This window comes from Burkholderia sp. MBR-1 (genome assembly GCF_013822785.1).
In the GTDB taxonomy this organism is placed as follows: domain Bacteria; phylum Pseudomonadota; class Gammaproteobacteria; order Burkholderiales; family Burkholderiaceae; genus Burkholderia; species Burkholderia vietnamiensis.
The window spans coordinates 2,022,209-2,048,009 of record NZ_CP053609.1 but is presented as its reverse complement, the minus strand read 5'-3'; the positions used below and the strand labels follow the sequence as shown (position 1 = coordinate 2,048,009).

The 25,801-nt window shown below is 67.4% G+C and carries 24 protein-coding genes; 8 read left to right on the top strand and 16 right to left on the bottom strand.

Features of this window, described 5'->3' with window-relative positions; translation table 11 throughout:
* Window positions 1–17: 17 nt before the first annotated feature.
* Window positions 18–824, top strand: a complete 807-nt coding sequence (locus MBR110_RS09475) for a sulfite exporter TauE/SafE family protein (protein WP_011884920.1) — start codon at window positions 18–20, stop codon at window positions 822–824.
* Window positions 825–964: 140 nt separating this feature from the next.
* On the opposite strand, the gene MBR110_RS09470 is transcribed toward MBR110_RS09475, so the two are convergent.
* The 4 genes from MBR110_RS09470 to MBR110_RS09455 form a co-directional block, all read right to left on the bottom strand.
* Window positions 965–1,786: an ABC transporter permease subunit gene (locus MBR110_RS09470; protein WP_011884921.1), complete on the bottom strand. Its 822-nt coding sequence runs from the start codon at window positions 1,784–1,786 to the stop codon at window positions 965–967.
* Window positions 1,783–2,712, bottom strand: a complete 930-nt coding sequence (locus MBR110_RS09465; RefSeq protein WP_011884922.1) for an ABC transporter permease subunit — start codon at window positions 2,710–2,712, stop codon at window positions 1,783–1,785. The genes MBR110_RS09470 and MBR110_RS09465 overlap by 4 nt, the downstream gene beginning before the upstream one ends.
* On the bottom strand, window positions 2,709–3,869 hold the full coding sequence (locus MBR110_RS09460; RefSeq protein ID WP_011884923.1) for an ABC transporter ATP-binding protein: 1,161 nt from the start codon (window positions 3,867–3,869) through the stop codon (window positions 2,709–2,711). Before MBR110_RS09460 ends, MBR110_RS09465 begins: the two co-directional genes overlap by 4 nt.
* Window positions 3,870–3,955: 86 nt before the next feature.
* Window positions 3,956–5,050 (bottom strand): polyamine ABC transporter substrate-binding protein, encoded by a 1,095-nt coding sequence (locus MBR110_RS09455; protein ID WP_011884924.1) that lies wholly within the window; start codon window positions 5,048–5,050, stop codon window positions 3,956–3,958.
* Window positions 5,051–5,558: 508 nt separating this feature from the next.
* Here MBR110_RS09455 and MBR110_RS09450 point away from each other — a divergent pair.
* Window positions 5,559–5,762: a DUF1289 domain-containing protein gene (locus tag MBR110_RS09450; protein WP_011884925.1), complete on the top strand. Its 204-nt coding sequence runs from the start codon at window positions 5,559–5,561 to the stop codon at window positions 5,760–5,762.
* 221 nt (window positions 5,763–5,983) lie between these two features.
* On the opposite strand, the gene MBR110_RS09445 is transcribed toward MBR110_RS09450, so the two are convergent.
* From MBR110_RS09445 to MBR110_RS09435, 3 genes are all read right to left on the bottom strand, one after another.
* Window positions 5,984–6,625, bottom strand: a complete 642-nt coding sequence (locus tag MBR110_RS09445) for an OmpW/AlkL family protein (protein ID WP_011884926.1) — start codon at window positions 6,623–6,625, stop codon at window positions 5,984–5,986.
* 65 nt (window positions 6,626–6,690) lie between these two features.
* A complete protein-coding gene (locus tag MBR110_RS09440; protein WP_011884927.1) occupies window positions 6,691–7,881 on the bottom strand; it encodes an NAD(P)H-dependent flavin oxidoreductase in 1,191 nt (396 codons plus the stop codon).
* A gap of 123 nt (window positions 7,882–8,004) precedes the next feature.
* On the bottom strand, window positions 8,005–9,441 hold the full coding sequence (locus MBR110_RS09435; RefSeq protein WP_014723079.1) for an aldehyde dehydrogenase family protein: 1,437 nt from the start codon (window positions 9,439–9,441) through the stop codon (window positions 8,005–8,007).
* A gap of 259 nt (window positions 9,442–9,700) precedes the next feature.
* On the opposite strand from MBR110_RS09435, the gene MBR110_RS09430 reads away from it, so the two are divergent.
* Window positions 9,701–10,066, top strand: coding sequence for a hypothetical protein (locus MBR110_RS09430; RefSeq protein ID WP_011884929.1), 366 nt, complete (start codon window positions 9,701–9,703; stop codon window positions 10,064–10,066).
* A 15-nt stretch (window positions 10,067–10,081) separates the two neighbouring features.
* Here MBR110_RS09430 and MBR110_RS09425 read toward each other — a convergent pair whose 3' ends face one another.
* On the bottom strand, window positions 10,082–10,546 hold the full coding sequence (locus MBR110_RS09425) for an Lrp/AsnC family transcriptional regulator (RefSeq protein ID WP_011884930.1): 465 nt from the start codon (window positions 10,544–10,546) through the stop codon (window positions 10,082–10,084).
* Between the two features lie 133 nt (window positions 10,547–10,679).
* Here MBR110_RS09425 and MBR110_RS09420 point away from each other — a divergent pair, with 133 nt between their 5' ends.
* Window positions 10,680–11,726: a zinc-dependent alcohol dehydrogenase family protein gene (locus MBR110_RS09420; protein WP_034193160.1), complete on the top strand. Its 1,047-nt coding sequence runs from the start codon at window positions 10,680–10,682 to the stop codon at window positions 11,724–11,726.
* Window positions 11,727–11,898: 172 nt separating this feature from the next.
* Here the strand turns inward: MBR110_RS09420 and MBR110_RS09415 are convergent, their stop codons facing one another.
* Both MBR110_RS09415 and MBR110_RS09410 read right to left on the bottom strand, forming a co-directional pair.
* On the bottom strand, window positions 11,899–13,491 hold the full coding sequence (locus MBR110_RS09415; RefSeq protein ID WP_014723081.1) for an ABC-F family ATPase: 1,593 nt from the start codon (window positions 13,489–13,491) through the stop codon (window positions 11,899–11,901).
* A gap of 128 nt (window positions 13,492–13,619) precedes the next feature.
* Window positions 13,620–15,872: an AsmA family protein gene (locus MBR110_RS09410; RefSeq protein WP_181709037.1), complete on the bottom strand. Its 2,253-nt coding sequence runs from the start codon at window positions 15,870–15,872 to the stop codon at window positions 13,620–13,622.
* Window positions 15,873–16,024: 152 nt separating this feature from the next.
* Here MBR110_RS09410 and MBR110_RS09405 point away from each other — a divergent pair, with 152 nt between their 5' ends.
* Together MBR110_RS09405 and MBR110_RS09400 are read left to right on the top strand one after the other, a co-directional pair.
* Window positions 16,025–16,726, top strand: coding sequence for an ABC transporter ATP-binding protein (locus MBR110_RS09405; RefSeq protein WP_045579066.1), 702 nt, complete (start codon window positions 16,025–16,027; stop codon window positions 16,724–16,726).
* Complete coding sequence (locus MBR110_RS09400) at window positions 16,723–17,526, top strand: ABC transporter permease (protein WP_011884935.1); 804 nt, start codon at window positions 16,723–16,725, stop codon at window positions 17,524–17,526. The genes MBR110_RS09405 and MBR110_RS09400 overlap by 4 nt, the downstream gene beginning before the upstream one ends.
* Before the next feature lie 184 nt (window positions 17,527–17,710).
* Here MBR110_RS09400 and MBR110_RS09395 read toward each other — a convergent pair whose 3' ends face one another.
* Window positions 17,711–18,262: a DUF6013 family protein gene (locus MBR110_RS09395; RefSeq protein ID WP_045579461.1), complete on the bottom strand. Its 552-nt coding sequence runs from the start codon at window positions 18,260–18,262 to the stop codon at window positions 17,711–17,713.
* A 168-nt stretch (window positions 18,263–18,430) separates the two neighbouring features.
* Entirely contained in the window at window positions 18,431–19,447 is a 1,017-nt protein-coding gene (locus MBR110_RS09390) for a zinc-binding alcohol dehydrogenase family protein (protein WP_059462606.1), read from the bottom strand.
* Between the two features lie 123 nt (window positions 19,448–19,570).
* Between MBR110_RS09390 and MBR110_RS09385 the strand changes: the two genes are divergently transcribed.
* Together MBR110_RS09385 and serB are read left to right on the top strand one after the other, a co-directional pair.
* Window positions 19,571–20,512 (top strand): LysR family transcriptional regulator, encoded by a 942-nt coding sequence (locus MBR110_RS09385; protein ID WP_014723084.1) that lies wholly within the window; start codon window positions 19,571–19,573, stop codon window positions 20,510–20,512.
* A gap of 136 nt (window positions 20,513–20,648) precedes the next feature.
* Window positions 20,649–21,494 carry a phosphoserine phosphatase SerB gene (serB, locus tag MBR110_RS09380; protein ID WP_046428697.1) on the top strand — a complete coding sequence of 282 codons (846 nt, stop codon included), beginning with the start codon at window positions 20,649–20,651 and terminating at the stop codon, window positions 21,492–21,494.
* An 84-nt stretch (window positions 21,495–21,578) separates the two neighbouring features.
* On the opposite strand, the gene MBR110_RS09375 is transcribed toward serB, so the two are convergent.
* The 4 genes from MBR110_RS09375 to rimO form a co-directional block, all read right to left on the bottom strand.
* Window positions 21,579–22,763, bottom strand: a complete 1,185-nt coding sequence (locus MBR110_RS09375; RefSeq protein ID WP_059453847.1) for a cystathionine beta-lyase — start codon at window positions 22,761–22,763, stop codon at window positions 21,579–21,581.
* A gap of 109 nt (window positions 22,764–22,872) precedes the next feature.
* The gene (locus tag MBR110_RS09370; RefSeq protein ID WP_232356153.1) at window positions 22,873–23,388 is read right to left on the bottom strand and encodes a hypothetical protein; all 516 of its coding nucleotides are present in this window, start codon (window positions 23,386–23,388) and stop codon (window positions 22,873–22,875) included.
* Between the two features lie 88 nt (window positions 23,389–23,476).
* Complete coding sequence (locus tag MBR110_RS09365) at window positions 23,477–24,403, bottom strand: sugar kinase (protein ID WP_011884942.1); 927 nt, start codon at window positions 24,401–24,403, stop codon at window positions 23,477–23,479.
* 3 nt (window positions 24,404–24,406) lie between these two features.
* Window positions 24,407–25,792: a 30S ribosomal protein S12 methylthiotransferase RimO gene (rimO, locus tag MBR110_RS09360; protein WP_181709036.1), complete on the bottom strand. Its 1,386-nt coding sequence runs from the start codon at window positions 25,790–25,792 to the stop codon at window positions 24,407–24,409.
* Window positions 25,793–25,801: the final 9 nt, after the last annotated feature.

Sequence of the window (25,801 nt, the reverse complement as noted above, 5' to 3'; positions counted from 1 at the left end):
CGGAAGCCGATGACACCATGCTGATTTCTCTGGTACTCGGCGGCTTCGTCGGCGCCGTGCTCGGCCTCACCGGCGCGGGCGGCGGCATTCTCGCGGTCCCGGCGCTCGTCGTCGGAATGGGCTGGCCAATGCAGCAGGCCACGCCGGTCGCGCTCGTCGCGGTGGCCGGCAGCGCCGCGCTCGGCGCGCTCGAAGGGTTTCGCCGCGGGCTCGTGCGCTACCGCGCGGCGCTGTTGATGGCGCTCGCGGGCGTGCCGCTCACCACGCTCGGCGTGCGGCTCGCGCACGTGCTGCCGCAACGCGTGCTGCTCGCGCTGTTCGCGCTGACGATGCTGATCGTCGCGGCCCGTCTGCTGCGGCAGGCACTGCGCCAAGGCGCCGGCGAGCACGACGAGTCGCGCCTGTGCGTCGGCCGCGTGAATCCCGACACCGGCCGCCTCGTGTGGTCGTGGCCGGTCGGGTTCGCGCTCGCGTCCACCGGCGCGGTGACGGGACTGATGACGGGGCTGCTCGGCGTCGGCGGCGGCTTCGTGATCGTGCCGATGCTGCGCAAGTTCACGAACGTGTCGATGCACGGCGTGGTCGCGACGTCGCTGATGGTGATCGCGCTGGTCGGCACCGGCGGCGTGCTCGCGACCTTCGTGGCGGGCACGCGCGCGCCGCTCGACATGATGCTGTGGTTCACCGTCGCGACGGCGCTCGGCATGGTAGTCGGGCGCGCAGCCTCGCGGCACCTGTCCGCGCGCCACGTGCAGGCCGGCTTCGCGATCGTGCTCGTGTGCGTGGCGCTCGGCCTGCTCGCGAAGGCCGCGTTCAGCGCATAAGCCGCGCGCAGCCTGCGCTGGCGACAAAAACGCCCGGCCCGACTCATCGTCGGCGCCGGGCGTTTTGTTGTTGCCGGTTGCGCGGCAACCGGCGCGTCAAGCGGCGCTCAGGTGACACTCGAGCGCCACTCAAGCGGCGCTCAGGCCGCGAAGCCCGCCATCCGCTTGCGTTGCTGGCGCAGCATCACGACGTTCGCGATCACGACGCCGGCCGTCACCGCGACGATGAACAGCGTCGCGAGCGCGTTCATCTCCGGATTCAGGCCGAGGCGCACGCGCGAGAACACGACGAGCGGCAGCGTCGTCGAGCCGGGACCCGACAGGAACGCCGACAGCACGAGGTCGTCGATCGACAGCGTGAACGACAGCAGCCAGCCGGCCACCAGCGCCTGCGAAATCAGCGGCAGCGTGATCGTGAAGAACACCTTCAGCGGCGTCGCGCCCAGATCGAGCGCGGCTTCCTCGAGCGACGGGTTCAGCTCGCGCACGCGCGACTGCACGATGATCGCGACGTACGAGATGCACAGCATCACGTGGCCGAGCCAGATCGTGAACACGCCGCGCTCGGCCGGCCAGCCGATCCACTTCGCGAGCTCGATGAACAGCAGCAGCAACGAGATGCCCTGGATCACCTCGGGGATCACGAGCGGCGCGTTGATCATCCCGCTGAACAGCGCGAAGCCGCGGAAGCGCCCCATCCGCGCGAGCACGAAGCCGGCCCAGGTGCCGATGAAGACCGACGCGAACGCGGTCAGCACGCCGATCTTCAGCGACAGCCACGCGGCCGCGAGCAGCTCGTCGTCCTGCACGAGCGCCGCATACCAGCGCAACGAGAAGCCCGACCAGACGGTGACGAGCTTCGACTCGTTGAACGAGTAGACGATCAGGCTGACGATCGGGATGTAAAGGAACGCGAAGCCGGCGAACAGCGCCGCGAACTGCAGGAAACGATTCGGCTTCATCGACGGCGGCCCTCCTGCTCCTTCGCCTGAAAGTGCTGGAACATCGCCATCGGCACGAGCAGCAGCAGCACCATCGCGCAGGTCACGGCCGACGCCATCGGCCAGTCTGCGTTGTTGAAGAACTCATTCCACATCACGCGGCCGATCATCAGCGTGTTCGCGCCGCCGAGCAGCTCCGGAATCACGTACTCGCCGACCGCCGGGATGAACACCAGCAGGCAGCCCGCGATGATCCCGTTCTTCGACAGCGGCAGCGTGATCTGCACGAACGCCTTCCACGGCCGCGCGCCGAGGTCGTACGCCGCCTCGAGCAGGCGCAGGTCCATCTTCACGAGGTGTGCGTACAGCGGCATCACGAGGAACGGCAGATACGAATACACCATCCCGATATAGACCGCGTAGTTGGTGCGGTACAGCTCGATCGGCGTGTGCGTCAGGCCGATCCACATCAGGAAGTTGTTCAGCAAGCCGTTGTTCTTGAGGATCCCGATCCACGCGTACACGCGGATCAGGAACGACGTCCAGAACGGCAGCATCACGCCCATCATCAGCAGGTTGCGCGTGGCCGGGTTCGAGCGGGCGATGTAGTACGCCATCGGATAGCCGATCAGCAGGCACAGCAGCGTCGTGATCGCGGCCACCACGACCGAGTTCACGTAGGTCGCGAAGTACAGGCTGTCGGTGAGCAGGAACGCGTAGTGCGACAGGTTCAGCGCGATGTGCAACACGCCGTCCGTATACGACGCGAGCTCCGTGTACGGCGGGATGCCGAGCTGCAGCTCCGCGAAGCTGATCTTCACGACCAGCACGAACGGCACGAGGAAGAACAGCACGAGCCACGTGTACGGCCCCGCGACGACCGCCGTGGCGCCCGTCAGGTTGAAGCGCCGCACGGGCCACGAGAACATCGACTTGAGCGCGTTCATGACGTCAGCACCACGCCGGCGGTCGCGCTCCAGCGCACGTAGATCTCGTCGCCGAGCGCGGGCGTTTCGAGCTCGCTGATCGCGAGGCTCGACACGTTCGCGATCACCGTCTTGCCCGCGTCGAGCTTCACGTGATACAGCGAATAGCCGCCCATGTACGCGACGTTGGCGATCCGGCCGTGCGCCCAGTTGAACGCGCCTTCGGGCGGCTTGCGGGTCAGCGCGATGCGCTCGGGGCGCACCGACACCGTGACCGGCATCCCGAGCGGGCCGGTGATGCCGTGGCTCACGTACAGCCGGCTCGGCAGCTCGGGCGATTCGATGTACACGTAGTCGGGTTCGTCCTCGACGGTGATGCCCTCGAACAGGTTCGTCGAGCCGATGAACTCGGCCGAGAAGCGGCTGTTCGGATATTCGTAGACCTCGCTCGGCGAGCCGATCTGCACGATCTGCCCTTCGCTCATCACCGCGAGCCGGTTGGCCATCGTCATCGCCTCTTCCTGGTCGTGCGTGACCATGATGCAGGTGACGCCGACCTTCTGCAGGATGTTGACGAGTTCGATCTGCGTACGCTGGCGGATCTGCTTGTCGAGCGCCGACATCGGCTCGTCGAGCAGCAGCACCTTCGGACGCTTGACCAGCGAGCGTGCGAGCGCGACGCGCTGCTGCTGGCCGCCCGACAACTGATGCGGCTTGCGCTTCGCGTACTTGCTCATCTGCACGAGCTCGAGCGCGGCGGCCACGCGCTCCTTCAGCTCGGCCTTCGGCGTGCCTTCCTGCTTCAGGCCGTACGCGACGTTCGCCTCGACCGACATGTGCGGGAACAGCGCATACGACTGGAACATCATGTTCACGGGCCGCTTGTACGGCGGCATTTGCGCGAGGTCTTCGCCGTCGATCAGGATCTTGCCCGACGTGACCGTCTCGAGGCCGGCGAGCATCCGCAGCAGCGTCGACTTGCCGGAACCCGAGCTGCCCAGCAGCGCGAACAGCTCGCCCTGGCGCACCGTGAGGTTCACATTGCGGACCACTTCGGTTTCGCCGAACTTCTTGACGACGTCGACGATCTGGACAAAGTTCTCCGCGCGCGACGCGGCGCCGGAAGAAGGAACGAAGGACGGCGCACCCGCGACCGGCGCGCCCGACTGGCTATTCATGATGTGCTGCTTCTCTCCTGCGTTTGACGAACAAAGCCCCCGGGGACACCAGGGGCTTCATGACTGCTGGCTCACCGCGGCGCGCGTCAGCGGCCCGATTTCAGCTCGGTCCACAGACGGGTCTGCAGACGCTGGATTTCAGGCGGCAGCGGCTTGAGCAGGAACAGCGTCTTCACGACGTCGGCCGGCGGATAGACGGCCGGGTCGTTCGCGACGTCCGGGCGCACGTACTTGCGCGCTTCGGCGTTCGCGCTCGGGTAGTACACGGCGTTGGTGATCGCCGCGTGCACCTTCGGATCCTCGATGTAGTTGATCCATTGCAGCGCGGCGTCCTTGTTCTTCGCGTCCTTCGGGATTGCCATCACGTCGAACCACACGGGCGCGCCGCCCTTCGGGATGTAGTACTCGACCTTGTACGGCTTCTTCGCTTCGACCGCGCGATGCTTCGCGATCACGACGTCGCCCGACCAGCCGAACGCGAAGCAGATGTCGCCGCCGACCAGGTCGTTGATGTAGCCCGACGAGTTGAACTGCGTGATGTACGGACGGATCTTCTTCAGCACGTCCATCGCGGCCTTGTAGTCGGCCGGGTTCGTGCTCATCGGATCCTTGCCGATGTAGTGCAGCGCCGCCGCGAACATCTGGTCCGGCGCGTCGAGCACCGACACGCCGCAGGTCTTCAGCTTCGAGATGTTTTCCGGCTTGAACAGAATGTCCCAGTTGTCGAGCGGCACCTTGCCGAGCGCCTGCTGCGCCTTCGTCAGGTTGTACGCGAGACCGGTCGTGCCGTATGCCCACGGCACCGAATACTTGTTGCCCGGATCGGCGCCGGCGACCAGCGCCATCAGCTGCGGATCGAGGTACTTGAGGTTGGGGAGCTTCGACTTGTCGAGCGGCGCGAAGATGCCGGCCGCGATCTGCTTGCCCGCGTAGTTGCTGGTCGGCACGACGATGTCGTAGCCCGAGCTGCCGGTGAGCAGCTTCGCCTGCAGCGTGTCGTCGCTGTCGTAGTTGTCGTAGCGGACCTTGACGCCCGTCTGCTTCTCGAAGTTCGGGATCGTGTCCTTCGCAATGTAGTCCGACCAGTTATAGACATTGAGCTGCGTATCCTTCGCCGCCGCCGCCGATGCACCCACGCACAGCGCGAGCGCTGCGAACCGGCCCACTACTTTTGCTTTCATCCCGCTCTCCCTCCGACCGGACCGTTTGTCCGGCTGCCGTCTGCCTCATCATGGCGGCGCAGTTGGGCGCGCCGCCCCCCGAAAACCCCGAACGCTATCATCATTCGCGCCCGGTCACAAAAAAATCATGCCCGTGTCGCGCAAACGGAACACATTGCCGCCACCGGCCGCTCAGGCGGCGCGCGCAGCAACGCATCCCGGGGAATTCTATCGGGTAATCGGCGTCTGTCCATGGGGAAAACAAGGCGGCGGTGAATCGGCGTGCGAGTCGTGCTTGCGGGCGCGCAGGGCACGCCAAGGTTGCGATCGGGTCGCGAGCGCGTAGGCGCTCAGTGGGTGACGTCGCCGCATGCCGTGCCGTGCTGGACGGCCGATGTGGATCGGCGCCCGGTCAGCCGCACGCGCGGTCGGGCGACGCGCCGTGCGCCCGGATGGCGGCTCGCCCGGGTCGAGCCATGCCGATGCATTAAAATGACGCCCCGTCGACTCCACCGCGCGAACCCTTCAGATGGCCTCCAATCTCCACGACCTGCCCGACAGCCCCTGCATCGGCGTGTGCTCGACCCTGTTCGACGAAGTGTGCAAGGGGTGCGGCCGTACGGCCGCCGAGGTATCGAACTGGGTGTTCCTCAGCGACGAAGAAAAGCGCGCCGTGTGGGAACGCATCACGCGCGACGGCACCGCGATGCGCTTCCAGTACGACAAGCTGTAAGACGACGCGCGTCGATACGTACCGCTCGCGCGGCCCGTGAACGGCAACGCCGCTGCCGGTTAATCGCGACGCCGGCGTGTTCCGGCAGCGCGACGTACGCGTCCCGCTTGCCGCCGCGCGCTGCGTGCCCCCGGCTCTGCCCGCAACGGCGCTGCATAAAAAAAGAGCGGCATGCCGACTGCCATGCCGCCAACCCCAACTCAGTTTGTTGCTCTGCTCGCTTAGAACTTCATCCCGACGCCGATACCGACGATCAGCGGATCGATGTGCAGCGTGCCGATGCCCTTGTCGCCGAGCGTCGCGTCGGTGCTCATCCAGATCTTCTTCAAGTCGACGTTCATGAACACCTTCTTGGTGAGTTGCACGTCGACGCCGAACTGCAGCGCCGGACCGAAGCTGCTCTTGTTGATCGACACGCCCTGACCGCCGACATTCAGACCGTTGTTGTAGAAGTACGTGTAGTTCAGACCCGCACCGACATACGGACGCACCTTGCCGGCGTGATTGAAGTGGTATTGCAGCAGCAGCGTCGGCGGCAGCACGCCCACGCCGCCGAGATTGCCCAGGCTCGACGTGACCTGATGGCGCGACGTGCCGAGGATCAGCTCGACCCCCAGGTAGTCGCGGATCATGTACGTGAAGTCGAGTTCAGGCACGATCGCGTTGTTCACGCCGGTGTTGATCGCGCCCAGCGTGTCGCTGCCGCGCTCGTTCGGCTGAATGCTGATCGCGCGCAACCGCACCAGGACGTCACCCTGATTGATACCGTCGCCCGCGGAAGCCGCGTGGGACAGCGAAGGCATCGCGATAAGGCTGGCCGCGACGGCGGTGGTGGTGACAAATGTTTGAATCGCTTTATGCATGGTACGGACCCCCAAAGAATGGATACCATTCTCCCAATAGGGTCTTTTTTTCATCTTGATATCGATCAAGCGAGCGTAAACATGGGGCGGTTTGCCGCAGGCTCTGCGACACGGCCCGTCAGCAACAGCTCGAGCAGATCGCGCACGCTGCGGATCGCCGTGCCGAACGGCAGCGCTTCGCGCCCGCGGAAGAACAGCCCGTTCGCAACGTCGCCGCGCAACGCGGCCGCGAGCCGCGTGTCGATGCAGAAGTGCCCGAACTTCTCGATGCCGTCGCGCAACCCGCATACGCTCAGGCATTCGAGCGCGGTCGGACAGCGTTGCTTGAACGCACCGAGCTTGCTGCGGATGCGCGCCTCGTTACGCAGGTATCGATCGAGCCAGGGAGTTCGGACCGCGCGCGCCGGCAGCCCCGTCACGCTGACGAATTCGACGATGTCGTCGGGCACCGCATCGGCCAGCACGCGCTTGAAGTTCGGATGCGCATCGCCTTCTTCCGTCACCGCGAACGGCGTCCCGATCTGCACGCCGTTCGCGCCGGCCGCGAGCGCCGCGCGCACCGCGTCGTGGCTGCCGATCCCGCCCGCAACGATCAGCGGGATCGTGTCCCGCTCGAGTCCTAGCGTGGCCATCACCTGCGCCGTCTCGTCGAGCACGCGCGCAAAATCGAATCGGGCGTCGTGCATGTCGTCGATCTGCGTGACGCCGAGGTGGCCGCCCGCATAGGCCGGATGCTCGATCACGATCGCGTCGGGCAGCCGGCCCTTCTTCATCCATTTCTTCAGCACCAGCGCGATTCCGCGGCTGTCCGACAGAATCGGAATCAGCGCGATGTCGTGGCCCTGGGTGAGATCGGGCAGATCGAGCGGCAGGCCCGCGCCCATCACGATCGCGTCCGCGCCCGCGTCGCACGCGACGCGCACGTAGTCCGCATGGGCGCTCACCGCCTTCATCACGTTGACGGCGATCATCCCGCGCCCTTCGCTGTAAGTCTTCGCGAGGCGAACCTCGCGCGCGAGCGCCTCGAGGTTCGCGGCCTCGAGCGTCGCCCGGTCGGGATGCGCGCGACAGCGCGCGAGCAGATCCGCGTGGTGATGACGCAGGTCGATGCTCGCGATCGTGCCGAGCGCGCCCTCGCGCGCGACGGTGCCCGCAAGGCGGTGCGCGGACACGCCTACGCCCATGCCGCCCTGCACCACCGGCAGTAGCGTGCGCCCGCGAATCGTGAGCGGCGGGAAGGGAGTGGGTACGGTCATCTGGAGCCTCGTCGAAACATCGGAACAGCGATGATCGACGATCCACCGGTGTGCATCTTGATGGCCGTCAACAAAAAAACGGCACGCGAGCGTGCCGTGGCGAGCGATGCGGCGTGAAACGCGTCAGGACGGATTCGCCGGCCTGAGCTGCATCGACTTGTATTCCAGGTACTCCTCGAGCCCGTACACGCCGTTCTCGCGGCCGTAGCCCGACTGCTTGTAGCCGCCGAACGGCGCGGCGCTGTTCCAGCTGCCGCCGTTGATGTCGACCTGCCCGGTGCGGAGCCGGCGCGCGACGCGCAGCGCCCGCTCGTCGCTGCCCGCCCATACCGCGCCGCCCAGCCCGTACGGCGTGTCGTTCGCGATGCGCACCGCTTCGTCTTCGTCGCGATACGTGATGATCGACAGCACCGGCCCGAAGATTTCCTCCTGCGCGATCGCCGACGTCGGGTCGACGCGGCCGAACACCGTGGGCTTCACGAAGAAGCCCTTCGTCAGCCCGTCGGGCAGGCCCGTGCCGCCCGTCACGAGTTCGGCGCCGTCGTCGATGCCGCGCTGGATGTAGGCCTGCACGCGCTGCTGCTGCACGGCCGACGCGAGCGCGCCGAGGCGCGTCGTCTCCTGGCGCGGGTCGCCCGCGACATAGGCTTCGGCGGCCGCCTTCGCGAGTGCGCGCGCGTCGTCGTAGCGCGCGTGCGGCACCAGCATGCGCGTGTGCGCGGAACAGGTCTGGCCTGCATTGAGGAAGCACGCGTTGACCGTGCCCTTCACCGCCGCCGGGAAATCGGCATCGTCGAGGATCACCGCTGCCGACTTGCCGCCGAGCTCCAGCGCGACGCGCTTGACGGTCGCCGCCGCCAATTCGGCCACGCGCTTGCCGGCGCGCGTCGAACCGGTAAACGACACCATGTCGACCTCGGGATCGGTGGCCAGCACCTCGCCGACCACCGGGCCGTATCCGCACACGAGGTTGAACACCCCGGCCGGCAACCCGGCTTCGTGGATCGCCTCGGCGAGCATGAACGCATTGAGCGGCGCGACCTCGGACGGCTTCAGGACGACCGTGCAGCCGGCCGCGAGCGCCGGCGCGACTTTCAGCGTGATCTGGTTGAGCGGATAGTTCCACGGCGTGATGGCCGCGACGACGCCCACGGGCTCGCGCACCACCAGCGAATTGCCGACCTTCGCCTCGAATTCGAACGACTCGGCGAGTTTGGCGTATGCCTTCCAGTTGTAGACCGGCGCGCCGACCTGGATCGCGCGCGACAGCTTGATCGGCATCCCGACCTCGCCGGTGATCGATTGGGCGAGCTCCTCGCTGCGGGTCTGCAAGCGCTCGACGATCCTGCGCAGGTAGCCGGCGCGCGTCGCGGGCGGCGTCGCGGCCCACGCGTCGAAGGCGGCGCGCGCCGCGCGGACCGCGTGCCGTGCGTCCGTCGCCGCACCTTCGGGAATCCGGCCGAGCACCGCCTCGGTGGCGGAATCGATCACGTCGATGGTGCCGGCTCCGGCCGGTTTGCACCATGCGCCGTCGATGTAGAACTGATCGTAGATTTTCATCGCTTCCTGTCTCCCGGAAAACGGCCATTCTAACGACGGTGCGACGGGTGCGGCGACGCGTGGGAAGCCGACGCGGCCGACCCGCTGCGGGCGCGCGGTGGGGCTGCGGTGCGCGCGCCGCCGGCCCCGGGTTCGACCTTCCGAGCCGAGCCCGCGACGCCGGTGCGCCAGGTGGCGCGCATCGTGCTATGTTTTTAGTATCGGCGCCGGCCGCTGCACGCCGCGCCACCCGGAATCGATGCCTTTCGTGAGCGCTGCCATGACCGACGCATCCCGTACCCTCGGCTCGCAAGACCGCCTCGAGCTGCTGTGCTGGCTCACCTGCGGCAATCTCGGCGCGTTTTATCTGAATGAATGCTGGCCGGACGCGGCGTTCCAGGTTCAGGCCGCGCACCGCTGGCTCGACCGCCATCGCCGGCAGTCCGACTGGCTCGCGCTCGCGAAGCTGGCCGCGCTCGCGCAGGACATCGCGAAACGGCACGCGAGCTTCGTCGACGCGTCCTGGGCGCGCGACGCCGTCGAGGAGATCGTCGATACCGACGATCTCGACTACCGCGCGAAACTCGTGCAGCGCGTGTACGAAGACTGCTGCAAGGCGCTCGCCGACAAACGGCTCGCCGACTGAGCGCCGCCGTGCGCGTCACGCGATCGGCAGCCGCTGCGTCGATTTCAGCTGCCGCAGCGACAGGTTCGAGCGAATGCTCAGCACGCCCGGCAGCTTGCGCAACACCCTTTCGACGAAATGGCTGTAGTCGTCGAGATCGGCTGCCACGACCTGCAGCAGGAAATCCGCTTCGCCGGTCGTGTTGTCGCAGGCGAGCACGTTCGGGCTCGCCTGGATCAGGCGCTCGAACTCCGCGGTCACCGCCTCGCTGTGCTGCGTGCAGACGATCTGCACGAACGCCATCACGCCGAACCCCAGCTTTCTGCGATCGAGCCGCGCGTGATAGCCGGCGATCAGCCCCGCTTCCTCGAGCCGGCGCAGCCGGCGCCAGCACGACGTCTCGCTCAGCGAGAACGCTTCCGCCAGGCGCGCGTTCGACACGCGCCCGTCCTGCTGCAGCATGTCCAGCATGCCGCGATCGATCCTGTCCAGCTGCTCCATGAAAGCTCCTTGCGGCAATCGCACGATCGTCGCAAGGCTATCTCAGAATCGTGCGCTTCTCAATCGCAAGACGAAAGAACAATCCACTATCGCCGCGCTATATTGAAAGAGTCATTCGACCCAGGAGGAGATCGTGAAAGCAGTCGTTTATGAAGCGTTCGGCGCGGCGCCGCGGCTGATGGACGTGGACGATCCGAGGCCGGCACCCGACGGCGTCGTGATCGAGGTGAAGGCGACCGGCGTGTGCCGCAGCGACTGGCACGGCTGGATGGGACACGATCCGGACATCGTGCTGCCGCATGTGCCGGGCCACGAACTGGCGGGCGTGGTGGTCGCGGCGGGCGCGGCGGTCACGCGCTGGAAGGCCGGCGACCGCGTGACGGTGCCGTTCGTCGGCGGCTGCGGCCATTGCCCGGAATGCCACTCGGGCAATCAGCAGGTCTGCGAGCGCCAGTTTCAGCCCGGCTTCACGCACTGGGGCTCGTTCGCGCAATACGTCGGCATCCACCACGCGGACCTGAACCTCGTGCGGCTGCCCGATGCGCTCGACTTCCCGACCGCGGCGAGCCTCGGCTGCCGGTTCGTGACGTCGTTTCGCGCGGTCGTCGACCAGGGGCGCACGTCGGCCGGCCAGTGGGTGGCCGTGCACGGCTGCGGCGGCGTCGGCCTGTCGGCGATCATGATCGCGAACGCGATCGGCGCGAACGTCGTCGCGATCGACATTTCCGAGCGTGCCCTAACGCTCGCGCGCGCGCTCGGCGCGGCGGCGACCGTCGATGCGTCGCAGGTGACGGACGTCGTCGACGCGGTGAAGGAGATCACGCGCGGCGGCGCACACGTCTCGCTCGATGCGCTCGGCCATCCGACCACCTGCTTCAACTCGATCAGCAACCTGCGCCGGCGCGGCAAGCACGTGCAGGTCGGGCTGATGCTCGGCGAACACGCGACGCCGGCCGTGCCGATGAGCAAGGTGATCGCGCACGAACTCGAGATTCTCGGCAGCCACGGGATGCAGGCGCATCGCTACGGCGCGATGCTCGACATGGTGCATGCCGGCAAGCTCGCGCCGGAGCGCCTGATCGGCAAGGAAATCAGTCTCGGCGAGTCGATCGACGCGCTGATGAACATGGATCGGTTCGAAGGCGCCGGAGTGACGGTGGTGACGGATTTTTCGGGCTGAGGGGGGCTAACGGTTAGCGGTTCACGATTCATGGCCGCCGTGCTCGCATATCTCAACGGGCGTACGCACCGCCCGCCCGCTTATGCCGCACGCCCACAGAGGCAAAAAAGCCCGCCAGGCATTCATCTGGCGGGCTTCACGCGAATCGGTGCGGGCACGATCGCCCGTGCGATTACTCCTGCCCCTGGCTCGCGAGGAACTCCTCGTAATTCCCGCCGAAGTCGAACAGCGTGCCGTCGGTACGCACTTCGATGATCCGGTTCGCCAGCCCGCTCACGAACTCGCGGTCGTGCGACACGAAAATCAGCGTGCCTTCGAACTGCTCGAGCGCGATCTGCAGCGACTCGATCGACTCCATGTCCATGTGGTTGGTCGGCTCGTCCATCAGCAGCACGTTGTGGCGGCCCAGCATCAGCTTGCCCCAGATCATGCGGCCCTTCTCGCCGCCCGACAGCACCTTCACCGACTTCTTGATGTCGTCCGCCGAGAACAGCAGGCGGCCGAGCGTACCGCGCACCATCGTTTCGTCGTCGCCGTCCTTGCGGTACTGATCGATCCAGTCCATCAGCGTGATGTCGTCCGGGAACTCCTCGTAGGTGTCCTGCGGCATGTAGCCGACGTTCGCGTTCTCGGCCCACTTCACGGTCCCGTGGTCGAGCGGCAGGTTGCCGAGCAGCGCGCGCAGCAGCGTCGTCTTGCCCGCGCCGTTCTCGCCGATGATCGCGATGCGCTCGCCCGGCTGCACGGACAGATTGAAGTTCTGGAAGATCGTGCGCTCGTACTTCTTCGTGATCTCCTCGGCCACCACCGCGACGTTGTGCAGCTTCTTGTCGAACTCGAAACGAATGAACGGGTTCTGACGCGACGACGGCTTGAATTCCTCGATCTTGATCTTGTCGATCTGCTTCGCGCGGCTGGTCGCCTGACGCGCCTTCGACTTGTTCGCCGAGAAGCGGCGCACGAAGTCCTGCAGCTCGGCCACGCGCTCCTTCGCACGCGCGTTCGCCGCGGCCTGACGCTCGCGCGCCTGCGCCGATGCGAGCATGTAGTCGTCGTAGTTGCCCGGCCAGACCTTCAGCGTGCCGAAGTCCATGTCGGCCATGTGCGTGCACACCGAGTTCAGAAAGTGACGATCGTGCGAGATGATGATCATCGTCGAGTTGTACTCGTTGAGCGTGTGCTCGAGCCAACGGATCGAGTTGATGTCGAGGTTGTTGGTCGGTTCGTCGAGCAGCAGCACGTCCGGCTTCGAGAACAGCGCCTGCGCGAGCAGCACGCGCAGCTTCCAGCCCGGCGCGACGTCGGCCATCGTGCCGTTGTGGAACTTCTCCTCGATGCCGATGCCCAGCAGCAGCGCGCCCGCGCGCGCCTCGGCGTCGTAGCCGCCGTATTCGGCGAACTTGCCCTCGAGCTCCGCCGCGTGCATGTAGTCGTCGTCGGTCGCCTCGGGGTTCGCGTAGATCGCGTCGCGCTCGGTCATCGCGGCCCACATTTCGGTGTGGCCCATCATCACCACGTCGAGCACGCGCACGTCCTCGTACGCGAACTGGTCCTGGCGCAGCTTGCCCAGGCGCACGTTCGGCTCCAGCGCGACGTTGCCGCCGCTCGGCTCGAGGTCGCCGCCGAGGATCTTCATGAAGGTGGACTTACCGCAGCCGTTCGCGCCGATCAGACCATAGCGGTTGCCCTCGCCGAATTTGACCGAGATGTTCTCGAACAAGGGCTTCGGCCCGAATTGCATCGTGATGTTGGCAGTAGAAAGCACGGCAGGTCCCGTAAGAGAGAAATCGACGGAAAACCGTGTATTTTAGCAGGTGTCGGCGAAACTGCCGACCGCACCGTTCCGGCCCCGCCAGCCGGCGCGCTGCGCCGCGCGCCCGGCCGGCCGTCGCGTCACTTGCCGGCCTTCTGCGCGTGCTTCTGCGCCGTCCTCGCGTTCATCTGCCCGAACAGCTCCGAGCACGGCACGTCGCGGTTGTTGCTCGGCGCGATCAGCGGAATCAGCGCCGCGAACGGGTTGATCAGCCCGAGCCCGACCATCGCGCCGGCCCGCAGCGCGAGCGCGCCGGCGTCGACGCCGACCTTCGGGTTCTTGAACGTGCCCTTCGCATACAGCGGCGAGCGCAGCGAGAACACCCGGAAGCCCTTCGTATGCGGATGGATCTTCAGGTCGATCGACTCGTCGCGCAGATTGATCGGGCCGTCGACGTTGATGAGCGCGTCGTCGGTGTCGAGTGCGAACACCTTCGGGTCGAGCATGCCGTCCTTCGCGACGAAATCGATCGCCGCGCAATTGATGTTGACGTCGCGATTGCCGAACAGCTTCTCGTAGACGACGTTCGCGACGTTCAGCCCCGCCGCCTCCATCAGCAGGCGGCTGATGCGGCCGTCGGTGACGAGCGCCTTCACTTCGCCGGTCGACGTCGCGGCGAGCGCGGCCGGCGAATTGCCGGTCGCCGACAGCGACGCGTCGCCGTTGATCTCGCCGAGCGCGGTCTGCATCACTTTCTGCGTCGGGAACAGCTGCTTGAGCTTCAGGTGCCGCGCGGCCAGCGTGAAGCGGCCCTTGAGCGGCGTGCGGCTGCCGTCCAGCCGCGCATCGGTCGCGAGCGTGCCGCCCGCGACGCCGAACTGCAACGGCTCGAGCGACAGCACGCCGTCCTGCAGCAGGATGTGCGTGTACAGATCGGTGATCGGCAACTGCGGGCTCTTGATCAGCTTGCGGCCGGTGAACTTCACATCGGCGTCGATCGCGCTCCAGCGCTCGGTGCGGAATGTCGCGACCGGCAGCACGCGGTCGGCCGGCTGGCGCGTCGTGTCGCCGCGCTTCGCCTTGCTCGCGGCGGTGTCGGCGCCGATGACCGGCGCGAGGTCGGAAAACTGCAGCAGGTTCGACACGAGCTCGCCGGACAATTTCGGCCGCGGCTCGCGCTGCGCCCACACGAGCGTGCCGCCGAGATCGCTGCCGCCGACGCGGCCGTTGAAGTTCTCGTAGCGGAACGTGCTCGCATGTTGCTTGAAGTTGCCGATCAGACGGCCTTCGGTCGCGTACGGCGGCGTGTCGGGCAGCGTGATGCCGGTGAGCTGATAGAGATGCGACATCGACGTGCCCTGCAGCCACAGGCGCAGATCGATCGCCGCGAGATGCATCGGGTCCGTCAGCGTGCCGACGATTGCGAGCCGCGTGTCGCCGGCCTTCACGTCGGCTTGCAGCGGAAACGGCTGCGTCGCGTTCTCGACCGCGAGCACGCCGCCGACCTTGCCGGTGCCGCTGACCGGCGCGTTCTTGTAGCGGCCATCGACCTTGAGCCCGAACGCATAGGTCGGACCGGACGACTGCGCGGACGCAGTGGCGCCCGAGGCAGCACGCGCACTAGACGCAGCGGACGCCTGCACGACCGCTGACGCAGACGAAGCCGAAGCCCCCGAAGCAGCCGCCGCTCCGCTCGCCCCCGACGCTGCATCGGCATTGGCCTTCGCGCTGAGCTGCGCGGCGCCGCGCTTGCCGACGCGCTGCGCGGACGCGGCGCGCGACGTCTGTTCCTGCTGCTTGAGCACGTCGCCGAGCGGTATCGGCTTGCCGAGCGTATCGACCGCGATCGTCAGATCGGCTTTCGTGATCGCGTCGCGATAGACGATCGTGCCTTTGGCGAACGCAAAGCTCTTGAGCCGCACCTGCCACTTCGACGGTTGCCCCGACTGCTTGAATTGGAAGGTCCACGTGTTGCGGCCGTCGGCGAGCCGCTCGAGGTCCACCGCGGGATTGACCACGTCGATCGACGGAATGACGATCTGATGCGCGAACAACGGCAGAATCGCGAGATCGAAATGCGCCGCGTCGAGCGTGACGAACTTCTGGCCTTGCGCCCAGTCGGGATTGCCGATCTCCAACTGCGTCGCCGACAGGCTCGGCCACGGCACCCACGCACGCCAGCCGGTTTCGCCGATCGGGCGGCGCCAGCCGAGCTTCAGATCGCCGTTGATCGCGAACGGGCGGCCGAGCGCCGCGCTCACGTGTTCGTTGACCCACGGCTTCGCGCGGTTCCAGTCGAACGTGAAGATGAAGATGCCGGCCGCCGCGATGATCACCGCGACGATACCGACGATCCATGCAGCCGATTTGCCGATGGTGCGGGCGAGCGTCATGGCGGTTCCGTCGTTGTTCTGCAGAGTTGGCGCGCCATGTCGGGCCACTTGCGCGAGCGCACAGAGCACGACACCGGCGGCTTTTCAATCGGTATTATGGCGCACGCTCGCGCCACGCTTCGGCGCCATTAACGCTTTTTTTCATTTTCGACATGACCGCCCCGACCGCTCTCATCGACGCGCAGCAGATCACGCGCCGCGACGCGACCAACGGCAAGACGCTGCTGGCGCCGACCGACCTCAGCGTCGCCGCAGGATCGCGAATTGCTATCACGGGGCCTTCGGGCTCCGGCAAGAGCGTGCTGTTGCGCGCCCTCGCGCTGCTCGATCCGCTCGATGGCGGCCAGCTCCTCTGGCGCGGCGCGCGCATCAAGCGCGGCGCAATTCCGCGCTACCGGCGCAGCGTCGCTTATGTGCGTCAACGCGCGGCGCAGATGGACGGCACGGTCGATGCGCAGCTGCGCTATCCGTACGCGCTCGCGGTCTATCGCGACGCGGCGTACGACCGCGCGCGCGCCGAAGCGCTCGCCGCGCGCGCCGGCCGCGGCGCGGATTTTCTCGACAAGCGTGCGAGCGAGCTGTCGGGCGGCGAAGCGCAGATCGTCGCGCTGCTGCGCGTGCTGCAACTCGAGCCCGACGTGCTGCTGCTCGACGAGCCGACTTCGGCGCTCGACCCGGCGTCCGCGCGCGCGATCGAAGCGCTCGTCGCCGCGTGGTTCGATGCGGCGCCCGATGCGCGCGCATACCTGTGGATCTCGCACGATCCCGCGCAGGCCGCGCGCATTGGCACGATCCAGCTCGTGATGCAGGCCGGCGTGCTGCACGCGGCCAACCCGACGGAGTGTGCGCAATGAGCCCGACGCTGCAGGACCTGAGCCTCGTCGACGTCGGCATCGCGGCCGGGCTCGTCGCGATCAACGGCGCGATCTCGGCGGCGCTGTCGCTCGGCCTGGGCCGCCGGCTCGCGCTCGCGGCCGTGCGCACCGTCGTGCAGTTGCTCGCCATCGGCTACGTGCTGGGCTGGGTGTTCGGTCATCCGCACTGGAGCGTCGTGTTGCCGCTCACCGCGCTGATGACGCTGATCGCCGGCTTTGCGGGCGCCGGGCGCGGCAAGCACGCCTACCGCGGCCAGCGCGTCGACAGCATCGCGTCGATCTGGTTCAGCAGCTGGATCGTCGCGGCGATCGGGTTGTTCGTCGTGATCCGCATCCATCCGTGGTACACGCCGCAATATGCGATCCCGATCCTCGGGATGATTCTCGGCAATACGCTGACCGGCGTGTCGCTCGGCGTCGAGCGGATGATGGAGGAGCTGACCGCCAGGCGCGATCGCGTCGAGACCGCGCTCGCGCTCGGCGCGACGCGTTGGGAAGCCGCGCAGGACGCCGCGCGCCAGGCCGTGCGCGCCGGCATGGTGCCGACGCTGAACCAGATGGCGGTGGTCGGCGTCGTGAGCCTGCCGGGGATGATGACCGGTCAGGTGCTCGCCGGCCAGTCGCCGCTGCAGGCCGTGCGCTACCAGATCGTCATCATGTTCCTGATCGCGGCCGCATCCGCGCTCGGCACCGTCGGCGCCGTGTTGCTGACGTATCGCCGGTTGTTCTCGCCCGACCATCGCTTCATTGCGTCGCGGCTCGAGGAACGCAAGTCGTGACGCGCGGCGCGGCAAGGCCGCCGCGCGCGCATGCATGATCGGGTTGGAATGACGTCTGGGAAGAAGAACCGCCGCGCCGCAGCTGCGTGACGGCCGCATGGCGTCACGCAGCTGCGGCGGGCAAGTGGCCGTCCGATCGGCGCGCAACGGCGATGGTTGCGCACGCACCGGTCGGCGGCCAGCCTCAGTGCTTGATCGATACGGTGACCTTGGTACCGTCGCTCATCGTGACGGACTTCGAGCCGCCGTTGGTCGGAATCGACACCCACTTGACCTGGCTCACCGACACGACGTCCGGGCACTGCAGCGACTTGCCGCCCGCGCCGACGTTGCGCGTGCCCTTCGGCGCGGCCGCCTGGAAGCTCAGCTGAACGTTCGCGATGCCCTTCGCGTCGACCGACGGCGCGAGCCGCACCTGGGTCTGACGCACCATCGCGCCGTTGGCGTCGCGCGGCAGGTTGTCGGCGTTGGGGCAGCCGTTCGGCATCGCGATCGCGCCGCCCGGCGGCACCGACTTCCAGTTGAAGTCGTCGGTTTCGCCCGAACGAATCTTGCGGGTCTCCTGCGTGTTGCCGAAGGTCTTCGAGTCGACCTTGACCGTATATTCGAGCTGCCCCGTCCCGCCGCCCGTCAGGCTGCCCTTCACCGGCGGCGCCGCGAATACGCTCGCGCTGACGCACGCCACGGCGAACACGGCCGACCACGATGCGGCGGCCGACCAGCTGCGTTGGCTCATGCTGACCTCCTTGTCTTGCGGCGGCACGCATATGCCGCGCGGTTTTCGATGCATGATGCGCTGCCAGTCTACCGCCAAGCGGCACGCGATGCGGCGCGAACGCATCGGGTGTTACCCCGCTTGCGCTCGCGACGCCGCTTGCCTTACGCGCTTACGCGCGCGGCTCGCTCAGAAGCCGCTGAGCACCAGCTTGCCGATCGCGCGGCCGCCCTCGAGCATCCGGTGCGCATGCCGCAGGTTCGCGGCGTTGATCGTGCCGAGCTGTTCGCCGAGCGTCGTGCGCAGCGTGCCGCCGTCGACGAGCCGCGCGACCTCGCTGAGGATCTTGTGCTGCTCGATCATGTCCGGCGTCTCGAACATCGCGCGTGTGAACATGAACTCCCAGTGAAACGCGGCGCTCTTCGCCTTCAGCAGCTCGACCGGAATGGGCTTCGCGTTTTCGACGATCGTGCAAATGCCGCCCTGCGGCCGGATGACTTCGGCCGCGGCCGGGAAATGACGGTCGGTGTCGTTGAAGATCAGCACGTAGTCGACGTTCGGACGGCCGATCTCGCGCAACTGTGCCGGCAGGTCGCCGAAATGGTCGACCACGTCGTCTGCGCCGAGCGAGCGGACCCATTCCGCCGACACCGGCCGCGACGCGGTCGCGATCACGTGCAGCCCGCCGAGCGTCTTCGCCAGCTGGATCGCGATCGAGCCGACCCCGCCCGCGCCGCCGATGATCAGCACCGACTTGCCGGCGTCTGCCCGCTGCGGCGACACGCGCAGGCGGTCGAACAGCGCCTCCCACGCGGTCAGCGCGGTGAGCGGCAACGCGGCGGCCGCCGCGAAATCGAGCGACTCCGGCTTGCGCGCGACGATCCGCTCGTCGACCGCATGGAATTCGCTGTTCGCGCCGGGGCGCGTGATGCTGCCCGCGTAGAACACGGCGTCACCGGGCCGGAACAGCGTGACGTCGGCGCCGACCGCGACGACGGTGCCGGCCGCATCCCAGCCGAGCACGCGCGGCGCTTCCTCGACCTGCGGTTTCGGCGCGCGCACCTTGGTGTCGACCGGGTTCACCGAAATCGCCTCGACCTTCACGAGGAGGTCGCGCGGACCGGGCACCGGTTGCGGCAATTCGACGTCGACGAGGGCCTGCGGATCGTCGATCGGCAGGTAACGAGTCAGTCCAACGGCTTTCATCTCGAACATCCTCCACGGAAATCAGGCGGGCCGCGGCGCAGCCCCATGACCACGATCGTAGACCCCGCTATCCTTCGAGAAAACCGCTATATTTCCTTAAACATTTTCAGGAATATCCGAACAATGTCATCCGATCCGGTCCCGGCGCCCGACAAGCCGCTCGATCTGCTCGACGTCGGCCTGTTCGTGCGTGCCGCGCTGCTCGCGAACGTGAGCGCCGCCGGGCGCGAATTCGGCGTGTCGGCGGCAGTGGCGAGCGCGCGCATCGCGCAGCTGGAGCGCCAGCTCGGCGCACGGCTGCTGCACCGCACGACCCGCCGCATCAGCCTCACGCAGGACGGCGAGGTGTTCATGGCCCGCGCCGACGCGCTGCTGTCGGCCGCCGACGCCGCGCGCGCCTGCGTCGGCCACGGGCGCAGCGAGCCGTATGGGCGGCTGAAGGTGTCGATGTCGTCGTCGTTCGGCCGTCAGCACGTGGCGCCGGTGATTCCGGCGTTCCTGCGCCGCTATCCGTCCGTGTCGCTCGACCTGCGGCTGTCCGACGAGATCGTCGACCTCGTCGACGACGGCTACGACGTCGCCATCCGGCTCGGCGCGCTGAAGGATTCGACGCTGGTCGCGCGCCGGCTCGCAGCGAACCGGCGCGTGCTGTGCTGCTCGCCCGCGTATCTGGCCGAGCGCGGCACGCCGCGCCATCCGGCCGAGCTCGCGCAGCACGAATGCGTGATCCTCGGCGATCAGCGCGACTGGTCGTTCGTCACGCCGCAAGGGCCGCTGACCGTGCGTGTCGGCGGGCGGCTGGTCGCGAGCAACGGCGAGGCGATCCGCGAAGCGCTCGTCGACGGCTTCGGCATCGCGATCAAGTCGACCTGGGACGTCGGCCCGCTGCTCGCGAGCGGCGCGCTCGTCACCGTGCTGGACGACTACCCGTTCGCGGACGACGTCGCCGTCTGGGCCGTCTATCCGAGCCGCGCGCACGTGCCGCTAAAGACGCTCGCGTTCATCGGGTTCCTGGCCGAACACTTTGGCGACCCGCCGTACTGGGACCGCTCGGAACGGAGATAGTGGAATAGCGCCCCAAGCCGATCGCGGCCCGGCCGGATACCAACCGGATACAATGGCGCGTTCTCGACGCAGCAGCGCCGCACGCCGGCGCCGCCGCGGCCGCACACGCGTTTCATTCGCTTTCAATCATTCCGTCATGACCCACAACCTCGTCATCCAGAGTCTCGCGCCGCTGTCGGACGCCCATCACAAACCGCTGCTCGCGCTGTCGCGCGGCACCCGCATCGTGCAGACCGACGATCACGCGCTGCGCATCGAAAACGCGAATCCCGCGCAGCGGCTCGATATCGACGCGTACTGCGGCACGCACGCGCTCGACTTCGGCTTCGTCGATGCCGGGCGCACGCTCGGCGATTTCGGGCTCGTCGTGATGGACATGGATTCGACGCTGATCACGATCGAATGCATCGACGAGATCGCCGACTTCTGCGGGCTGAAAACGCAGGTCGCGGAGATCACCGAAGCGTCGATGCGCGGCGAGATCCGCGACTTCAACGAGAGCCTGACGCGCCGCGTCGCGCTGCTCGCCGGGCTCGACGCGCATGCGCTCGAGCGCGTGTACGAAGAACGGCTGCAACTGTCGCCGGGCGCCGAGACGATGCTCGCCGGCGTGAAGGCCGCGGGCCTGAAAACGTTGCTCGTGTCGGGCGGCTTCACGTTCTTCACCGAACGCCTGAAGGCGCGCCTCGGCCTCGACTACGCGCATGCGAACACGCTCGAGATCGTCGACGGCAAGCTGACCGGCAAGGTGCTCGGCGAGATCGTCAACGCCGACGTGAAGGCGCGCTTGCTGCGCGAGACCTGCGCGTCGCTCGGCCTCGAGCCCGGTCGCGCGATCGCGATGGGCGACGGGTCGAACGACCTCAAGATGATGGCAGAGGCCGGGCTGTCGGTTGCGTTCCATGCGAAGCCCGTGGTGCGCGAGGCGGCGACCGTCGCGTTCGATCACGTCGGGCTGGACGGGCTGCTGCGGCTGTTCTGAGCGGCACGCGGCAGAAACGAAAACGCCGGCGCGATACTCGATCGCGCCGGCGTTTCGTTTTCCGCGTCGGGTGCTGCGGCTGCGTCAGCTGCCGAGCGTTGTCTGCATCGCGCGCTCGATGTCCGCGCGCAAGTCGGCTTCATCCTCCAGGCCGACGTAGAACCGCACGAGCGTGCCGCGATGCGGCCAGTTCGTGCGCATCGACGCGACGTCGTAAGGCATCGCAAGACTGCACGCGCCGCCCCAGCTCCAGCCGATCGCGAACAGCTCGAGCGCTTCGACGAAACGATCGATCTGCGCGCTGTCGTAGCGTTCGTCGAACACCACCGAGAACAGCCCGCCGGCGCCGGTGAAGTCGCGCATGAACGACGCGTGCCCAGGGCAATCGGGCAGTTGCGGATGCAGGACGGTCGCGATCTCCGGGCGCGTCTTCAGCCATTGCGCGAGCGCGAGCGCGCTCTTGCCGTGTGCGTCGAAGCGCACCTGCAGGCTCGGCAGGCTGCGCAGCACGAGCGAACAATCGTCGACCGACACGCCGATCCCGCAGCGCATCCGCGCGAGCTTCAGCTGCGCGTGCAGCTCGGCGTTCGCGGTGATCGTCGCGCCCATCAGCACGTCGCTGCCGCCCGATTGATACTTGGTCAGCGCCTGCACGGAAATGTCGACGCCATGCTCGAACGGCTTGAACGCGAGCCCGGCCGAATAGGTGTTGTCGATCGCGGTGACGATGCCGCGCGCGCGCGCCACCGACGTGATCGCGCTCACGTCGGGCACTTCCATCGTCACCGAGCCCGGCGCCTCGATCCAGATCAGCCGCGTGTTCGGCTGGATCAGATCGGCGATCCCCGCGCCGACGAGTGGATCGTAGAAGCGCGCGCTGATGCCGAAGTCCTTCGCGAGCCAGTTGCCCAGATCGGCGTTCGGGCCGTAGACGTTGTGCGGGATCAGCACGTCGTCGCCCGCCTTGACGATGCCGAAATAGACGTTCGTGATCGACGCGAGGCCCGACGGCTGCAGCAGCGCGTGCGTGCCGCCCTCGATCTCGGCGAGCCGCTGCGCGAGCGCGAGCGAGGTCGGCGTCGCGTGCAGCCCGTAGCGCCACTGGTTGTCGTTGTGCCAGACGAGCGCGCGCATCGTCGCGAGATCGGGGAACACGACCGTCGACGCGCGCGCGACCGGCGGCACGAACGAACGGAAGCCGTCCGGAATGACATCGTCGGGTTGAACGATACGGGTCTGGAGGGCGCGCTTCGGATTGGATGCAGTCATGTCGGCAGGCCGGTAGGAGGCTCGGTTGCGAAAGATGTCGCTAGGGTAGTCAAATTCGCCGCGCTTGGCCCGATACAATGCGCGCCGCGCGCGCCGAGCCAGCGGGTGCTCAGTCGTCGGTACGCAGGTTGACGACGCCGCCGACGGTCTCGATTTCCTGCACGCGGCCGTCGCGCACCTGCAGCGCCGCGCGCGCGCCGGGCGCGGCGCGCAGCACGACCGGTTGCGGGTCCGATTCGTCGGCGTTCATCCGGTCGGCCTTCAGGTCGCCGGTCGCATCGAAGCGGCCGACCCATACTCCGGTGATGTTGGTGCCGTCGTTCGATTCCTCGACTTCGAGCGTGTCGCCGTCGCGATCGCCGGCGAGCAGGATCACCTCACCCGTATCGACGAACTGGTATTCGCCGTGCACGCCCTCCTCGTCCGTCTTCGGGCCGAGATGCGCGACGATCGGGCGGTCGCCGAGCATGCCTTCGTAGCGCGGCAGGCGCGCGAATTCGGGATTGGGCCGCAGCGGCCGCGCGGGCGCCCCTTCGTCCGTCTGCATGCCGGGCGCGACCGCCTGCGCGACGACCGCGCGCGGCAGCGCGAGGCTCGCCGCAAGCACGCCGGCCAGCGCCAGCATCCGTTGCCACTGCTTGTATTGCCGCACGTTGTGTTGCTCCCTTCTTCAAATTCGCTCGAAAATCGCGGCCGTATCCCGGCCATCGACGTCAGCCCCGCAGCAAGCGTTCGACCGCGTCGCGATGCGGAATCGGCGCGACCGCGCCGTAGCCGGTGGTCGACAGCGCCGCCGCTGCGTTCGCATAACGCGCGGCGGCGAACGGATCGTCGCCCGCGACGATCCGCGCGACGAACGCACCGCCGAAGCAATCGCCGGCGCCCGTCGCATCGACGGCCTCGACCGCGAAGCCCGGCACCACACGCCGTTCGCTCGGCGTCGCCACATACGCGCCTTCGCGGCCGAGCTTCAGCGCGACGATCTGCGGCCCGAGTTCGAGCATCGCGTCGACGATCGCGTCGCGATCGTTCGCGCCGGTGAGCGCGGCGACGTCGTCCCAGCTCGGCAGGCAGATGTCGGTGTGGCACAGCGCTTCGCGGATCACCGCGCGGGCGCGCGCCAGCGGCCACAGCTTCAGGCGCAGGTTCGTGTCGAAGCTGATCAGCGCGCCGTTGCTGCGCGCGTGGACGATCGCCGCGAACGCCGCATCGCATGCGGCCGTGCTGATCGCCACGCTGATGCCCGACAGGTGCACGGCCTTCGCGGCGGCCAGCGCATCGAGCGGCAGGTCGGCCGCCGTATAGCGGCTCGCCGCGGAGCCCGCGCGCAGGTAGTCGAACTGATGGCCGTCAGGCCCATGCGTGACGAAGTAGACGCCGGTGGGCGCGCTGCGGTCGACGCGCACGTAGCGCGTGTCGACGTGCTCGTCTGCCCACATCCCGGCCAGCAGGCGGCCGAACGGATCGTCGCCGATCGCCGACACGAAGCCGGTCGACGCGCCCTGGCGCGCCGCGGCGATGCAGAAGTTCGACGTGTCGCCGCCGAAACCCTGCAGGAATTCCGGACGGCCCGGCTGCGACTGATTGAATTCGATCATCGCTTCGCCGAGCGCGAGTATCTCCGGAACCGCGGCGCTCATCGCCTAGACCTCGCCCCACAGATCGTGGCCGTCCGCGCCGGTGATCTTCACCGACACGAAATCGCCGACCTTGTAGCGCTTCGATGCCTTCGCCGCCGGCTCGACGTAGACGACGCCGTCGATCTCCGGCGCATCCGCCGCCGTGCGGCCGATGCCGCCCTCGTTGCCGACTTCGTCGATCAGCACCTTCAGCGTCTTGCCGACCTTGCGCTGCATGCGCCGCGCCGACACTTCCTCGGCCACTTCCATGAAGCGCGCGCGGCGCTCCTCGCGCACGTCGTCCGGCAGCGCGCCGTCGAGCTCGTTGGCGGTTGCGCCCTCGACCGGCGAATACGCGAAGCAGCCGACGCGGTCGAGCTCCGCTTCACGGATGAAGTCGAGCAGCGTTTCGAACTGCGCTTCCGTCTCGCCGGGGAAGCCGGCGATGAACGTGCTGCGGATGGTCAGGTCCGGACAGATCTCGCGCCACTTCTGCACGCGCTCGAGCACCTTCTCGGCGTTGGCCGGGCGCTTCATGCGCTTGAGCACGTCCGGATGCGCATGCTGGAACGGCACGTCGAGATACGGCAGCACGTGGCCCTTGAACGGGCCTTCGGCCATCAGCGGAATCACTTCGTCGACGCTCGGATACGGATACACGTAGTGCAGGCGCACCCACGCGCCGTACTGGGCGGCGAGTTCGCCGAGCGCGGCGACGAGGTCGGTCATGCGCGTCTTGATCGGCTTGCCGTTCCAGAAGCCCGTGCGGTACTTCACGTCGACGCCGTATGCGCTCGTATCCTGCGAGATCACGAGCAATTCCTTCACGCCCGACTTGAACAGGTTCTCGGCTTCGAGCATCACTTCGGCGACCGGACGCGACACGAGATCGCCGCGCATCGACGGGATGATGCAGAACGTGCAGCGGTGGTTGCAGCCTTCCGAGATCTTCAGATACGCGTAGTGGCGCGGCGTGAGCTTGATGCCGGCGGCCGGCACGAGATCGACGAACGGGTCGTGCGGCTTCGGCAGATGCGAATGCACGGCCTGCATCACTTCGCCGACCGCGTGCGGGCCGGTGACGGCGAGCACCTTCGGATGGACTTCCTCGATCAGGTTGGAGCCGCTCGCGCTCGACTTCGCGCCGAGGCAGCCGGTGACGATCACCTTGCCGTTCTCGGTCAGCGCCTCGCCGATCGCGTCGAGGCTTTCCTGCACGGCTTCGTCGATGAAACCGCAGGTGTTGACGACGACGAGATCGGCGCCGTCGTAGGTGCCGGAGATTTCATAACCTTCGGCGCGCAGCTGCGTGATGATTTGCTCGGAGTCGACGAGGGCTTTCGGACACCCGAGGGATACCATACCTATACGCGGTGCCGGCGAGTGAGCCGGCGAATTCTTTTGAGACATCTGGAGTGT

Excerpts from the sequence above, each read along its gene's own strand:
- MBR110_RS09475 (WP_011884920.1), top strand. The coding sequence starts at position 18 with ATGCTGATTTCTCTGGTACTCGGCGGCTTCGTCGGCGCCGTGCTCGGC.
- MBR110_RS09470 (WP_011884921.1), bottom strand. The coding sequence starts at position 1,786 with ATGAAGCCGAATCGTTTCCTGCAGTTCGCGGCGCTGTTCGCCGGCTTC.
- MBR110_RS09465 (WP_011884922.1), bottom strand. The coding sequence starts at position 2,712 with ATGAACGCGCTCAAGTCGATGTTCTCGTGGCCCGTGCGGCGCTTCAAC.
- MBR110_RS09460 (WP_011884923.1), bottom strand. The coding sequence starts at position 3,869 with ATGAATAGCCAGTCGGGCGCGCCGGTCGCGGGTGCGCCGTCCTTCGTT.
- MBR110_RS09455 (WP_011884924.1), bottom strand. The coding sequence starts at position 5,050 with ATGAAAGCAAAAGTAGTGGGCCGGTTCGCAGCGCTCGCGCTGTGCGTG.
- MBR110_RS09450 (WP_011884925.1), top strand. The coding sequence starts at position 5,559 with ATGGCCTCCAATCTCCACGACCTGCCCGACAGCCCCTGCATCGGCGTG.
- MBR110_RS09445 (WP_011884926.1), bottom strand. The coding sequence starts at position 6,625 with ATGCATAAAGCGATTCAAACATTTGTCACCACCACCGCCGTCGCGGCC.
- MBR110_RS09440 (WP_011884927.1), bottom strand. The coding sequence starts at position 7,881 with ATGACCGTACCCACTCCCTTCCCGCCGCTCACGATTCGCGGGCGCACG.
- MBR110_RS09435 (WP_014723079.1), bottom strand. The coding sequence starts at position 9,441 with ATGAAAATCTACGATCAGTTCTACATCGACGGCGCATGGTGCAAACCG.
- MBR110_RS09430 (WP_011884929.1), top strand. The coding sequence starts at position 9,701 with ATGACCGACGCATCCCGTACCCTCGGCTCGCAAGACCGCCTCGAGCTG.
- MBR110_RS09425 (WP_011884930.1), bottom strand. The coding sequence starts at position 10,546 with ATGGAGCAGCTGGACAGGATCGATCGCGGCATGCTGGACATGCTGCAG.
- MBR110_RS09410 (WP_181709037.1), bottom strand. The coding sequence starts at position 15,872 with ATGACGCTCGCCCGCACCATCGGCAAATCGGCTGCATGGATCGTCGGT.
- MBR110_RS09405 (WP_045579066.1), top strand. The coding sequence starts at position 16,025 with ATGACCGCCCCGACCGCTCTCATCGACGCGCAGCAGATCACGCGCCGC.
- MBR110_RS09400 (WP_011884935.1), top strand. The coding sequence starts at position 16,723 with ATGAGCCCGACGCTGCAGGACCTGAGCCTCGTCGACGTCGGCATCGCG.
- MBR110_RS09395 (WP_045579461.1), bottom strand. The coding sequence starts at position 18,262 with ATGAGCCAACGCAGCTGGTCGGCCGCCGCATCGTGGTCGGCCGTGTTC.
- MBR110_RS09390 (WP_059462606.1), bottom strand. The coding sequence starts at position 19,447 with ATGAAAGCCGTTGGACTGACTCGTTACCTGCCGATCGACGATCCGCAG.
- MBR110_RS09385 (WP_014723084.1), top strand. The coding sequence starts at position 19,571 with ATGTCATCCGATCCGGTCCCGGCGCCCGACAAGCCGCTCGATCTGCTC.
- serB (WP_046428697.1), top strand. The coding sequence starts at position 20,649 with ATGACCCACAACCTCGTCATCCAGAGTCTCGCGCCGCTGTCGGACGCC.
- MBR110_RS09375 (WP_059453847.1), bottom strand. The coding sequence starts at position 22,763 with ATGACTGCATCCAATCCGAAGCGCGCCCTCCAGACCCGTATCGTTCAA.
- MBR110_RS09370 (WP_232356153.1), bottom strand. The coding sequence starts at position 23,388 with ATGCTGGCGCTGGCCGGCGTGCTTGCGGCGAGCCTCGCGCTGCCGCGC.
- MBR110_RS09365 (WP_011884942.1), bottom strand. The coding sequence starts at position 24,403 with ATGAGCGCCGCGGTTCCGGAGATACTCGCGCTCGGCGAAGCGATGATC.
- rimO (WP_181709036.1), bottom strand. The coding sequence starts at position 25,792 with ATGTCTCAAAAGAATTCGCCGGCTCACTCGCCGGCACCGCGTATAGGT.